Here is a 13,836-nt window from a genome sequence, read left to right on the forward strand (position 1 = left end):
TCTATTTTAGTAAATTTTTTTTATAATTTTAAGAAAGTTCCACCTGCATTATAACTGTCAATTAGTTCTTGAAGGGAAGTTTCTTTCAATGTTTTCTTTAAATTTTCACGAACCGGTTTGTACTTGTGATGAAAAGGACAAGGTAATCGATCAGAGCAATCGTGCAATCCTAAAGCACAACGATCAAATAAATCATTTCCGTCAATAGCTCTTACAATTTGGTCTAATTTAATTAACTCGAATTGTGATTTTTCAATTTCAAATCCGCCACCATTTCCTTTTATCGAATTAATGATGTTTGATTTTACTAAGCGTTGCAAGATTTTACCTGTAAACGGTTCTGGAGATTCAATTTTTCTTGCAATTTCTTTAATGCCACAACGCTTGCTTTCAGAAGATTCTGATGCAATATAAATGGTAGCTCTAATAGCATATTCGCAAGTTTTTGAAAACATAGTTAAAATTTAAAACAAAGTTACGTTTTTTACTTCATCGAAATATGACTTTGGTCATATCAGCAGAGAAATCTGTTGTTTTTAGAGGTTTTGAATCGGGTAGTGGTGCAATTGTATTTTGATAATTTCTAAAATTTTGAATGTAAAAGGGTTTATTATAATTGGTATCATTTAAATCTTGAATCATTTCTAAAATATCTTCTTTGTTCAGTAATGACGAATGAAAAGTCGTTCTAATTTCAAACGGAATAGTTTCATTTTCAACTAATAATTTTAAGCTTTCCTTAAAACTTCCGTAAGCATTTAGATGAGCAATTTTTTCAAATTTCTCCTTCGGACCTTTGAAATCCATTGCTATATAATCAACTAAATTTTGATCTAATAAAGTTTTTAAAACCAATGGTTTACTTCCGTTAGTATCAATTTTTACTTGAAATCCCATTGCTTTAATGGTTTGAACTAATGGCAAGATATTTCGATGAATTAAACATTCGCCACCGCTTAAAACAACAGCGTCTAAAAGGTTTTTTCGAAGTTTTAAAAACGAAAAGATTTCGGAAAAAGACAATTGTCCCTTTCCGAAAACTATTTCTGGATTGTAGCAATAATCGCATTTCATATTGCATCCCGAAAACCATAAGATACAAGCCGTTTTATCGGGATAATCTAATAAAGTAAACGGACTGATGCTATGAATTGCTTTTTTGTTATGCCACTCCATTGTTGCATTCTCTAAAATGAGTGCGTTGTTTGTGCTCTCCTTTTTTACCAATATTAAAACTTTCAACAGGTCTGTGATAACCCATTACTCTGGTGTAAACCAAACATTTGGTTCTTTTTTCAGTGTTTAAAAGCAAGGCTTCAGTGGTTTGTGTTTTCATAATTATTTATATTTAAGGTATTTAGTAATTCTTCGTCGCATTGTGGACAAAATTCGTGTTCACCATTCAAATAGCCGTGTTTTGGGCAAACGCTAAATACTGGCGTAACGGTTATATAAGGCAATTTGAAATTTGTAATCACTTTTTTAACAAAGTTTCTACACGCTTCAACCGAACTTAATTTTTCATTCATATACAAGTGTAAAACCGTTCCGCCCGTATATTGACATTGTAATTTATCTTGTAATAATAAGGCTTCGAAAGGATCTTCAGTAAAATCTACAGGGATTTGTGAGCTGTTGGTATAATAAATATTTTCACCTTCACCCGCTTGGATAATATCGGCGTAACGTTTTTTATCTTCTTTAGCAAAACGATACGTAGTTCCTTCCGCCGGAGTAGCTTCTAAATTGTATAAATTGCCTGTTTCTTCTTGATAGGCACGCATTTTTGTACGGATAAAATCCAATATCTCAATAGCGAATTCCATCCCGAAGTTGGACACAATATTTTCTTTATCATCGGTAAAATTCTGTATCATTTCGTTCATTCCGTTGACACCAATTGTTGAAAAGTGGTTTCTAAAATGCTGTAAATAACGTTTGGTATAAGGAAACAATCCGCGGTCATACATTTCTTGAATAAAGATGCGTTTCTTCTCTAAAGTGGATTTCGAAATGTCTAATAAACGATCTAATTGAGTGTATAATTGTTCTTTATTTCCTTTGTTCAAATAGCCTAATCTTGCCATATTAATAGTAACAACACCAATACTTCCGGTCATTTCGGCACTTCCAAATAATCCGTTTCCTCTTTTTAGCAATTCACGTAAATCGAGTTGTAATCGGCAACACATACTTCGAACTGCATTTGGTTTATAGGCGTTTGGATTTTCGACTTTATTCCCATTTTCATCATAATTATATTGACTTCCGATAAAATTTTGGAAATAAGAAGAACCAATTTTTGCTGTATTTTCGAATAGAATATCTGTGTTTTTTCCGTACCAATCAAAATCTTCGGTAATATTCACTGTTGGAATAGGAAAAGTGAAAGGTTGTCCGTGAGCATCGCCTTCCGTCATAACGGTAAAATAGGCTTTGTTGATCATATCCATTTCATTTTGAAAATGTTCGTAACGCATTTCCGTAAGGTCTGATATTCCTAATTCTTTTGCTTTTTGAATGGTATTTTCATCGGTAATTCCATTGAATAAATGCTGATTGCTTCTTGTTGGAATTTGCACTTTTAAATCATCGGGAACTACCCAATCTAAAGTGATATTTGTAAAAGGTGATTGTCCCCAACGTGCCGGAACATTCAAATTATAAACAAAACTTCTGATGGCTTTCAGTACTTCATCAAACGATAAATCATCTTTAAAAACGTAAGGTGCTAAGTAGGTATCAAACGAACTAAATGCTTGAGCTCCGGCCCATTCGCTTTGTAAAATTCCTAAGAAATTAGCCATTTGACCCAATGCTTCTCTAAAATGATTGGGTGGCCGACTTTCCACGCGACCACGAACGCCATTGAATCCGTCATTTAGCAAAACGCGTAAACTCCAACCCGCACAATATCCGGTTAAACAATCTAAATCGTGCACGTGAATATCACCATTTCTGTGGGCATAACCTTCTTCTTTCGAATAGACTTTATCTAACCAATAATTTGCAATTATTTTTCCGGCTACGTTATTTACTAAACCCGCATTGGAATACGAAGTATTGGCGTTGGCATTAATTCGCCAATCGGTTTGATGGATATATTCTTCAATAGTTTGCGTGCTGTCTACATAAGTGGTGTCGTCGTTCAAACCTAAAACGTGTTCTCTTTGCATTTTTCTAGTATGACGATAGATCATAAAAGAACGCATTACTTCAAAATGACTGTATTCAAATAATACTTTTTCGATGGAATCTTGAATGTCTTCGACTGCTAAAGTATCTTGGTGATTTAACAATAAAAATACGGTTTCTGTTACTTTTGGATTGTAAGTTTCAGAAACACTGCTAAACGCTTTTTGGATGGCTTCTTCAATTTTAAAAGCTTCAAATGGCAAGTATTGACCATTTCTTTTGATTACAAATTTGTCCATAGTGTAGAAATTTAATTGTGCTATGGAACAAATGTAGAAATTAAAAAGACTTTTTTGTCTTGTTTGAATGACAAGTAATCAACAATTTAGCTATTAATTTTGTTAATAAGTTTAAGATTTGATTTTCAATTGTTTAGATATTACGCAAATCGAAATAATTTATTACCGAAAAATAAGGCATAAAAAAAACTCCCAATTTACTTGAGAGTTAGTATATTTATTTGGTGCATTTCTACTTAGTAATTCACGTATTCTGTAATTTCTAAACCGTAACCAATCATTCCCACACGTTTAGTAGGAGCAGAGCTGTTAGAAAGCAATTCAATTTTTGTGATGTCTAAATCGTGTAGAATTTGAGCTCCAATTCCAAAATCTTTGGTGTCCATTTTAATCTGTGGTGCTCTCATTTCGCCTTGACCTTGTAACACTTTTAACTCGCTAATACGATTTAATAATTCCAAAGATTTCACTTCCTGATTGATAAATACAATTGCACCTTTCTCAGCATCATTGATTTTACGGAAAATATCCTCTAATTTTTTATCGTTACCCATTGTTAACGTTCCTAAAATATCGTTATTAACTTGGGTAGTATTGATACGTGTTAAAACAGGTTCGCCAGCGTTCCAAGTTCCTTTACTTAAAGCAATATGAACTTGTTTGTTGGTAGTTTGTAAGTAAGCACGCATTCTAAACGTTCCAAAACGAGTTTCGATTTCAAAATCTTCTTTCTTTTGGATTAAACTATCGTGTTGCATTCTGTAAGCCACTAAATCTTCGATAGAAACTAATTTCAAGTTGAATTTTTTAGCTACTTCAAATAATTGAGGTAAACGTGCCATTGTTCCGTCTTCGTTCATGATTTCAACGATAACACCAGCAGGTTTGAATCCAGCTAATCTTGCGAAATCAATCGCAGCTTCCGTATGACCGGTTCTTCTTAAAACACCACCTTGTTTAGCAATCAATGGGAAAATATGTCCAGGTCGTGCTAAGTCAAATGGTTTTGTATCAGGATCAATTAGGGCTTCAATTGTTCGTGATCTGTCTGCTGCTGAAATTCCGGTAGTTACGCCATTTCCTTTTAAATCAATAGAAACAGTAAAAGCCGTTTCCATGTGATCCGTATTATTTCGAACCATCGTATGTAAATCTAATTCTTTACATCGCGATTCTGTTAATGGCGCACAGATTAGACCTCTTCCGTGAGTTGCCATGAAATTAATCATTTCAGGAGTGACTTTTTCGGCTGCAGCCAAGAAATCACCTTCATTTTCTCTATCTTCATCGTCTACTACTATAATAACTTTTCCTTGACGGATGTCTTCAATAGCTTCTTCGATGGTGTTTAGTTGTATGTTGTTTGACATGGAGTTAGTTGTTGTCTTTAGTATGTGTAAGTTTATTAAATATATTTTTTATAGGATCAGTAAGCCAATCAAAATTGACCATGATTCCAATATCATTTGTAGCTCTATAAGTTAAAAATATCGCCAAAGGAATTAAAACAATAGAAGACATTGCCGAACCTAAAAAGGGAGAAATAGTATCTTCTTGTGCCAGTTTTCGTCCAAAAGTATTGATGAAGTGAAAAGTGATAAAAATTAACATTGCAAAAACAATAGGTAATCCCAGACCACCTTTTCTAATAATCGCTCCTAATGGTGCACCAATAAAAAACATTAGTAAGCAGGAGAAAGCGATTACAAATTTCTCATAAATGGCAAGCCAGTGCAGGTTGATGTTTTTCGACTTATATTCTAAATCTAAATAACTGTTTTCAATACTATATTCAATACTAGTTAGATTGTTTTTAGCAATTTCTACGATTTGTGATTTTTCAGAATATGAAAAAATACTTATTAAATCTTTTGATTTTTCAGTTAATTTTGAAATTTTAGGAGATCTTATAGGATCTTTTAAAGGTATATCCTTATTGGTAACAACATATTCGTTTCTGTTGATTATATTTTCCGCAAACGAAATCGCATCTTTTTTGTAATTTATATCTAACGAATCTATTGTAAATAATAACTCGGAAGAAGTCAACATTTTCTCGGAAGTTATCGATCCATCACTATCTAAATCAGCCTGATTTAAAGTGGTTAAATCAATATTAATGATGTATTTTTTGAAACTACTTTTTGCAAAAGGCATTCTTTTGCGCTCTTCATAATTTTTTGGATGAATATCTTCGTAATAATAACCGTCAAATAATTCTAATTGAAGATAATTCGAATCATCATCACTGGTTAACAAACCTCTTTTAGCTTTTATTATAGTATTGGCACCAAGTCCCATGCTTGTGTTTTTAACGTGCATGGTAACACCCTCAAGTTTTTCTCCGTTTTTTCCTGATTTTTTATCCACCTTAATGTTTGAAGCTCCAATCATATTAAATTGGCCTTCTGCAATAGCCATTGCTGGTCTTTGTTGCACGATAGTTTTTCTAAGGTTGATGAATTTGTATTGTGCGTCGGGAATCACGTTATTGGCAAAAAAGAAAGCTACTAAGCTTAGCGCACCAATTGTTATGGTTAACATTTTCATGGCTCTTTGCAATGAAATCCCTGATGATTTCATTGCTGCAAATTCATAGTTTTCAGCAAAACTACCAAAAGTCATGATAGCTGCTAAAAGCACTGAAAGAGGAAGAACCATCGGCACTATGGTAGGCGCATAAAAAGAAAGGAATTTCAAAATGGTGAAAAAATCCAAATCTTTACCTGCTAATTCAGCTATAAAAAGCCAAATGCCTTGCAAAACGAATATAAAAAACAAGATTACAAATACCGTAGTAAATGTAATCATGTAAGATTTAATAATATATTTATCTAAAATTTTCACCCGAACTTTTTTAGTCTAATTTATTGATGTAATAATTAGGATATTTTGATTTCGTAAAGGTAAAATGATTTTTGGATAATGGCTGATTTGTTTTAAAAGAATTAACAGTTAATGTAGTCTTAGAACCATTTTTACCTACTTCAATTACGTTGTAGATGTGTTTGGTTTGCGTGTCAATACCTACTAGGATTTCTTTACGCGTATCTTTAGTGCTATTCGGGATTAATTTTATGTACTGAATCTGTCTTCCTTTTACATTTTGAGTAATATCCCAAGCGAATTTATAGCCTGTATTAAAAAATGTTAACATCTTATTAGGTGTTATCGCTTTGTCATCAGAGGCGTCAAAATTTTCAATTGTTATCTCTTCATCTTCTGGAACAATAGTATATACTTTTTTACCGTCGAATATTTTAGTTACACCCATAAAGTTCAAGTGGTATAAATTTCCTTCTAAAGCCACATTTCCGTTACTTTCCTGATTGATTCGCTCTGCTGGGTTGTTTATCGAATATTTGAAGTCAATTACGATATTAGTATAAGACTTCACCTTAGCTGATACTTCATCCAAAAGTTCCTTTGCTTTTTTAGCATCTTGAGCTTGAGTTGACAATCCGATAAAAAGTAAGAATACTACACTTAAAATACGTTTCATTTTGTTTTTATTTTTGTTCATTATTTAAAAAATTTTCAAGAGAAACTAAGTCAGGAACTAAAACTGAACGGGCTCTACTTCCTTCAAATGGTCCTACAATTCCAGCAGCTTCTAATTGGTCAATTAATCGACCAGCTCTGTTGTAACCTAATTTAAGTTTTCTCTGAATTAATGATGCACTTCCTTGTTGCGCTGTAACTATCACTTCGGCTGCATCTCGAAATAAAATATCTCTATCGGATATGTTTACATCAAGTTTTATGCCACTTTCTTCTCCCACATATTCTGGAAGTAAATAAGCCTCTGGATATGCCTTTTGTGCACCAATGAAATCACATAATTTTTCTACCTCTGGTGTGTCAACAAATGCACATTGTACACGTACAATTTCGTTTCCTTGCGTGTACAACATATCTCCACGACCTATTAATTGATCTGCTCCACCCGAATCTAAAATAGTTCTAGAGTCAATTTTAGAAGTTACTCTAAAAGCGATACGAGCAGGGAAGTTAGCCTTAATCATCCCCGTAATTACGTTTACAGACGGACGTTGCGTAGCAATAATTAAGTGAATACCAATGGCACGCGCTAATTGTGCTAAACGCGCAATAGGTGTTTCCACTTCTTTACCAGCTGTCATAATTAAATCGGCAAACTCGTCAACTACTAACACAATATATGGTAGGTAACGGTGACCATTTTCAGGATTTAATTTACGATGTTTGAATTTTTCGTTGTATTCTTTAATGTTTCTAACCATTGCGTCTTTTAGTAAAGAATAACGGTTATCCATTTCAATACATAACGAGTTTAAAGTATTGATTACTTTAGTATTATCAGTTATAATAGCATCACCACCATCAGGTAATTTTGCTAAATAATGACGTTCTATTTTGTTAAAAAGCGTAAGTTCAACTTTCTTTGGGTCAACCAAAACAAATTTTACTTCGGCGGGATGCTTCTTATATAAAAGCGATGTTAAAACGGCATTTAATCCTACTGATTTTCCTTGTCCAGTTGCTCCAGCCATCAACAAGTGAGGCATTTTTGCTAAATCCACAACGAAAGTTTCGTTCGAAATAGTTTTTCCAAGCGCAATTGGTAGTTCCATTTCAGCGGCTTGAAACTTTGGTGAAGCGATTACGCTTTTCATCGAAACCATGGTCGGATTATTATTTGGTACTTCAATTCCAATAGTTCCTTTACCAGGAATTGGAGCAATAATACGAATACCCAATGCCGCCAAAGACAAAGCAATATCGTCTTCTAAATTTTTAATTTTTGAGATACGAATTCCCGCTTCAGGAACAATTTCATATAAAGTAACGGTTGGCCCAACGGTTGCCTTAATTTGTGAAATCCCGATGCTATAATTTTTTAAAGTATCTACAATTTTATTTTTATTTTCTTCTAATTCCGCTTGATTGATAGTAATTCCACCTGATGAATATTCTTTTAATAAATCAATAGGAGGGAATTGATAGCGTGCTAATTCTAGCGTTGGATCAAATTCACCAAAATCCTGTACCAATCTCGAAGCTAAATTTTCTTCAACAGTTTCTTCTTCTGCTATTTTTTCAATTACAAAAGTATCTTCATTTACAGATTTTTCTTTTGGAATCGACTTATCTTCAATTGAGAAATTAGTAACTAATGGTATTTCGTTTTTTGGTTTTGGCTCCATACTTAGTTCCGAAGAATTAGTAATGGTAGGTTTTAACGCTTCTTTATTAATTTCAAAAGAAGTAGGATAAGTTTTTAATTCAAAATCACCAATTTCTTCATCATTTTCAGTTAAGACAAAGTCTCCTTTTTTTGATGAAGTTGGAGCTGTGATTATGCTGTTTTCTTCTGCAGAAGTAGAAGCTGTCTCATTATTTTCATTTGCTTCTTCTGTTTTTAAATCTTCTTTGAAAGAATCATTTGACCGTTCAAAAATAGAAGTAAAGGTATCAGGTGAAATTTTTATTTTGAAAACTAAGAATATTACAATTCCAAAAAGGAGAACTAATAATGTCCCAGTTTTACCAATGTAATCCTGTATGAATAAATTCATTTCAAAACCAATTATTCCACCTAATTGAGGAAGAATATTCCAAAAGAAACCTAAAAGGATAGAACCAATTATAATTAGAAATAAATCCCAAAAGAAACTTTTCTTAAGTTTGGCTAACGACATATCTAAAATGAGATAGGCGCCACTTAAGAATAGAATTCTAATAAATATAAATGAAGTAACTCCAAAACCTTTATACATGAAAAAATCCGCTACATAAGCGCCTATTTTTCCCAGCCAGTTTTCAGTTTTAATTAGTCTATTTCCTAATTCTGATACTTCGCTTTGATCTACATTTCCAGTAATAAAATAGGAAATAAAAGCTAGTAGCAAAGCTATGGAAAAGAAAATAAGTAAAACACCAACAATAAATTTTTGCTGGCGGTTCATTTTCATTGAAAACTTACTGTTATTGGTTTCTGTTGCTGTTTTTGCAGCATCTTTTGAATTTTTTTTAGCCATTTAAAAGGAACGATTTTTACAAAAATAGCTTTTTTAAAACAAATATGGAAAATAAATAATGCAACCAATGGCAATCGCAGTCATTGCAGCGAAAAATACGGCACCAGCAGCAATATCCTTAATAAAACCAATTCTTTCGTGATATTCAGGATGAATAAAGTCGGCTATTTTTTCCACAGCAGTATTTAAACCTTCTACAGCCAAAACTAGTCCAAAAACTAGTATTTGGAACATCCATTCTATTCGGGTAATCCCAAAATAAAATCCTGCAATAATCATTAAGACAGCTAATGATGATTGAACCATTACACTATGCTCGGTTGTGATTAATTTTATGGCTCCTTTTAAGGCAAAGCCCATACTTTTCAACCTTCCGGTAAAAAGTGTTTCGTCTTTTTCAAATTTCATATTAAAGTAAAGCTAAGGCAGCTTCGTAATTAGGTTCATTTGCAATTTCTCCAACTTGTTCGGTATGTAAAATAGTTCCATTTTCATCAAGAACAATCACTACACGAGAATGTAATCCTGCTAAAGGACCATCAGTAATTTCTAAACCGTAGTTTTTACCAAAGGCTCCTTCTTTAAAATCAGAAAGATTGACCACATTGTCTAAACCTTCTGCGCCACAAAAACGTTTTTGAGCAAATGGTAAATCTCTTGAGATACATAATACTTTAGTGTTTTCCATAGCAGCTGCTTTTTCGTTGAACTTGCGAACTGATGCTGCACATGTTCCGGTATCAATGCTTGGGAAAATATTTAATACAACTCTTGAACCTGAAAAATCAGCTAAAGATACTGTTCCTAAATCGGTATTTACTAAATTGAAGTCTTTTGCTTTTGAGCCTACTACTGGTAATTCGCCTGATGTGTGAATTGGATTTCCTCCTAATGTTACTGTTGCCATAGCTTGTTTTTTAAGATAACAAATTTAAAAAATATAATCTAATAATGAAGTATTAAAGTTTTAAGATTAAATTATTTTTCCTTTTTAGAAAACCAAGATTAAAGAATTTGCGTAAATGCAATTATAACTTTAAAAATGTAAAAATGAAAACTCAAAAAATGTTAGCTACAGGTTTAGTAGCTTTTGGCTTATTCTTCAGTACTGCAACTTTTGCACAATCAGAAGAAAAAACAGTTGAAGTAGGAGGTGCGCCGATGTATCCAAGTAAGAATATTGTTGAAAATGCAGTTAATTCTAAAGATCATACTACTTTAGTTGCTGCTGTTAAAGCTGCTGATTTAGTAGATGTATTAATGTCCGATGGACCATTCACCGTTTTTGCCCCAACAAACTCGGCCTTTGATAAATTACCAAAAGGAACCGTTGAAACTTTATTGAAACCAGAAAACAAAGAAATGTTAGCTACAATTTTAACCTACCATGTAGCGGCAGGAAAATGGAGCGCCAAAGATATAATGGCTGCTATTAAAAAAGGAAAGGGAAAATATGCTTTCAAAACAGTAAGTGGCGGTACGTTGACTGCTTGGATGAAAGGTAAAGACCTTTATATCACAGATGAAAACGGCAATAGTGCTAAAGTTACAATTGCTGATGTAAATCAAAAAAATGGTGTAATTCACGTAATTGATTCAGTGGTTACGCCAAAAGCATAACAAGATAATGATGTTGTTTAGTTTTAAGTAGATTTAATTTTATGATTAATTTGAAAGGTTAGAATTTGATTAATGTAAAAACACTTGCAATTATATTTTGCAAGTGTTTTTTTTATTAATAAATGCCTTTTAGCTGCTTTATAAATTTTAAAAAAATATAAAACTAAGCGAAATCCTTCCACTTGATAAAAGATGAAATTATTTTATTCTACTTAAACATATCCATTCCTGGAATGTTTGGCATACCATCTTTAGCAACAGCCGCTAGTTCTGCTTCATTTACGTCAGTGGCTTTTGAAATCGCCTTGTTTAAAACGTTAACTAAGTAATCCTCAAGCATTTCCTTGTCTTTTAGTAATTCGTCACTAATAGAAATGTTTTTAATTGTTCGATTAGCAGTTAGTGTAATTTCTAGTAATCCATCCGTACTTTTCTCATCAATTAAAACGTGATCTAAGCGTTTTTTAGTTTCTTCAACTTTCTGTTGGGTTTCTTTTAATTTCCCCATTAGGCCCATCATATCTCCAAACATAATATTATATTTTTTTATTTCAGCAAAAATAGTAAATTAGCGGTTAATAATTATTGTAAAACTTCATGAAAAAAATCACGTACTTTCTTTTAGGTTGTGTTATTTTTGCTCCAGTTTATAGTCAAAATAAAACAAAAAAAATGTCTAGTAAAATACAACCGCCAGTTGCTAAAATTGTTCCTAAAACATTAGAAAAGCATGGCGAGAAAAGAATTGATAACTACTATTGGTTAAACGACAGGGAAAACCCAGAAGTTATCGATTATCTGAACAAAGAGAATGAATACTATCAGAAATCTACGGCTCACACAAAACAATTTCAAGATAATTTATTCTTGGAAATGAAATCTAGGATCAAAGAAGATGATAGTTCAGTACCTTATTTATATAATGGTTATTATTATATAACTCGTTTTGAAACTGGAAAAGATTATCCAATTTATTCGCGTAAAAAAGGAAATCTTCAGGCAAAAGAAGAAATTATGTTTGATTGCAACGAAATGGCAAAAGGACAGGCTTACTTCAACTTGGCCGGAATAAGCGTATCAGAAGATAATAAATGGGTTGCATTTGGCTTAGATTTAGTCTCAAGACGTCAATATACAATTCAAATTAAAAATCTTGTAACGGGCGAAATACTTCCAGTTAAATTAGAAAACACTACAGGTGGAGCTACTTGGGCAAGCGATAATAAGACACTGTTTTATACTCGAAAAGACGCAAAAACACTTCGTTCTGATAAAATTTACAAACATATTTTAGGAACACAAGCTGCTGCGGATAAAATGATTTTTAATGAAAAAGACGATACGTTTAACACATTCGTTTATAAAGAAAAATCAAAAAAATATTTAGTAATCGGTTCTTCAAGTACTTTGACTTCTGAATACCAAATTTTAGAAGCTAATAAACCGAGTGGTAAGTTTAGATTGTTTCAAAAGAGAACTCGTGGTTTAGAATATTCTATTTCGCACTTTGGTGATAATTTTTATATTGTAACTAATAAGGACAAAGCTACAAACTTCAAACTGATGAAAACGCCAGTAAAAGCAACTTCAGCAGACAATTGGAAAGATTTAATTGAACACAGAGATGATGTGTTATTAGAAGGAATTGAAATTTTTAAAGATTACTTAGTCGTTGAAGAGCGTTCTAATGCATTGAATAAAATTAGAATTATGCCATGGAGTGGTAAAGGAGAATATTACCTACCATTTACTAGTGAAACTTACACAGCTTATACAAGTACAAATGTTGATTTTGACACAGATATACTTCGTTATGGCTATCAATCAATGGCTACACCAGCATCTCTTATTGATTTTAATATGAAAACTCAGGAGAGAAAAGTATTAAAAGAGATGGAAGTTTTAGGTGGTAAATTTGATAAGAACAATTATATAGAAGAAAGAGTTTGGGCTACAGCCAAAGACGGAACCAAAGTACCTATTTCTATGGTCTACAAAAAAGGACTTAAGAAAGATGGTAAAAATCCATTATTATTATATGCTTATGGTTCGTATGGTTCTACAATGGATCCTTATTTTTCGTCCACTCGTTTAAGCTTATTAGATAGAGGATTTATTTATGCTATTGCACATATTAGAGGAGGAGAAGATTTAGGAAGAATGTGGTATGAAGATGGAAAGCTTCTAAAGAAAATGAACACTTTTACAGACTTTATTGACTGTTCTAAATTTGTAATTGCTGAAAAATATACATCAAAAGATCATTTATATGCTGAAGGCGGTTCTGCTGGAGGATTATTAATGGGAGCGGTTGTGAATATGGCACCTGAATTATACAATGGTGTAATTGCTCAAGTTCCTTTTGTTGATGTCGTTACAACAATGTTAGATGATACAATTCCATTGACTACTGGAGAATATGACGAATGGGGAAATCCAAACGAAAAAGAATCGTATGATTATATGATGTCTTATTCGCCTTATGACCAAGTAAAAGCGCAAGCATATCCAAACATGTATGTATCTACAGGTCTTCATGACTCACAAGTTCAATATTATGAACCTGCAAAATGGATTGCAAAATTAAGAGTTTTAAAGACAAATAATAAGCAGTTATTCTTAGATACAAACATGGAGGCAGGGCACGGAGGTGCTTCTGGAAGGTTTGAAGCTTTGAAAGAATTAGCAAAGGAATTTGCATTTTTATTAGATTTAGAAAAAATTACGAAGTAGTTTGACTTTTTTTAGTTAAATTTGCAAGG

Annotated in this window: 13 protein-coding genes; 2 read left to right on the forward strand and 11 right to left on the reverse strand. The window is 32.6% G+C overall.

Annotated elements, in window-relative coordinates; translation table 11 throughout:
- Positions 1-20 precede the first annotated feature (20 nt).
- The 10 genes from ACFSX9_RS02810 to tpx form a co-directional block, all read right to left on the reverse strand.
- The gene (locus ACFSX9_RS02810; protein WP_379804124.1) at positions 21-455 is read right to left on the reverse strand and encodes an RrF2 family transcriptional regulator; all 435 of its coding nucleotides are present in this window, start codon (positions 453-455) and stop codon (positions 21-23) included.
- A 34-nt stretch (positions 456-489) separates the two neighbouring features.
- Positions 490-1,176 carry an anaerobic ribonucleoside-triphosphate reductase activating protein gene (locus ACFSX9_RS02815; protein ID WP_379804126.1) on the reverse strand — a complete coding sequence of 229 codons (687 nt, stop codon included), beginning with the start codon at positions 1,174-1,176 and terminating at the stop codon, positions 490-492.
- On the reverse strand, positions 1,163-1,336 hold the full coding sequence (gene nrdD / locus ACFSX9_RS02820; RefSeq protein WP_379804128.1) for an anaerobic ribonucleoside-triphosphate reductase: 174 nt from the start codon (positions 1,334-1,336) through the stop codon (positions 1,163-1,165). Before nrdD ends, ACFSX9_RS02815 begins: the two co-directional genes overlap by 14 nt.
- Entirely contained in the window at positions 1,317-3,434 is a 2,118-nt protein-coding gene (locus ACFSX9_RS02825) for a ribonucleoside triphosphate reductase (RefSeq protein WP_379804131.1), read from the reverse strand. Before ACFSX9_RS02825 ends, nrdD begins: the two co-directional genes overlap by 20 nt.
- Positions 3,435-3,670: 236 nt before the next feature.
- Positions 3,671-4,804 carry a 3,4-dihydroxy-2-butanone-4-phosphate synthase gene (gene ribB, locus ACFSX9_RS02830; protein ID WP_379804133.1) on the reverse strand — a complete coding sequence of 378 codons (1,134 nt, stop codon included), beginning with the start codon at positions 4,802-4,804 and terminating at the stop codon, positions 3,671-3,673.
- A gap of 4 nt (positions 4,805-4,808) precedes the next feature.
- Positions 4,809-6,281, reverse strand: a complete 1,473-nt coding sequence (locus ACFSX9_RS02835; RefSeq protein WP_379804135.1) for an LptF/LptG family permease — start codon at positions 6,279-6,281, stop codon at positions 4,809-4,811.
- A 10-nt stretch (positions 6,282-6,291) separates the two neighbouring features.
- Positions 6,292-6,936, reverse strand: a complete 645-nt coding sequence (locus ACFSX9_RS02840; protein WP_379804137.1) for a LolA family protein — start codon at positions 6,934-6,936, stop codon at positions 6,292-6,294.
- A 7-nt stretch (positions 6,937-6,943) separates the two neighbouring features.
- Positions 6,944-9,454 (reverse strand): DNA translocase FtsK, encoded by a 2,511-nt coding sequence (locus ACFSX9_RS02845; RefSeq protein WP_379804140.1) that lies wholly within the window; start codon positions 9,452-9,454, stop codon positions 6,944-6,946.
- A gap of 33 nt (positions 9,455-9,487) precedes the next feature.
- A complete protein-coding gene (locus ACFSX9_RS02850; RefSeq protein ID WP_379804142.1) occupies positions 9,488-9,862 on the reverse strand; it encodes a diacylglycerol kinase in 375 nt (124 codons plus the stop codon).
- 1 nt (position 9,863) lies between these two features.
- The gene (gene tpx, locus ACFSX9_RS02855; protein ID WP_379804145.1) at positions 9,864-10,361 is read right to left on the reverse strand and encodes a thiol peroxidase; all 498 of its coding nucleotides are present in this window, start codon (positions 10,359-10,361) and stop codon (positions 9,864-9,866) included.
- A gap of 143 nt (positions 10,362-10,504) precedes the next feature.
- Here tpx and ACFSX9_RS02860 point away from each other — a divergent pair, with 143 nt between their 5' ends.
- Positions 10,505-11,074, forward strand: a complete 570-nt coding sequence (locus tag ACFSX9_RS02860) for a fasciclin domain-containing protein (protein ID WP_379804147.1) — start codon at positions 10,505-10,507, stop codon at positions 11,072-11,074.
- Positions 11,075-11,282: 208 nt separating this feature from the next.
- On the opposite strand, the gene ACFSX9_RS02865 is transcribed toward ACFSX9_RS02860, so the two are convergent.
- Positions 11,283-11,606 (reverse strand): YbaB/EbfC family nucleoid-associated protein, encoded by a 324-nt coding sequence (locus ACFSX9_RS02865; protein WP_379804149.1) that lies wholly within the window; start codon positions 11,604-11,606, stop codon positions 11,283-11,285.
- Positions 11,607-11,671: 65 nt separating this feature from the next.
- On the opposite strand from ACFSX9_RS02865, the gene ACFSX9_RS02870 reads away from it, so the two are divergent.
- On the forward strand, positions 11,672-13,807 hold the full coding sequence (locus ACFSX9_RS02870; protein WP_379804152.1) for a S9 family peptidase: 2,136 nt from the start codon (positions 11,672-11,674) through the stop codon (positions 13,805-13,807).
- Positions 13,808-13,836: the final 29 nt, after the last annotated feature.

Origin of the sequence: Flavobacterium ardleyense (assembly GCF_042686085.1) — a bacterium.
Classification (GTDB): domain Bacteria; phylum Bacteroidota; class Bacteroidia; order Flavobacteriales; family Flavobacteriaceae; genus Flavobacterium; species Flavobacterium ardleyense.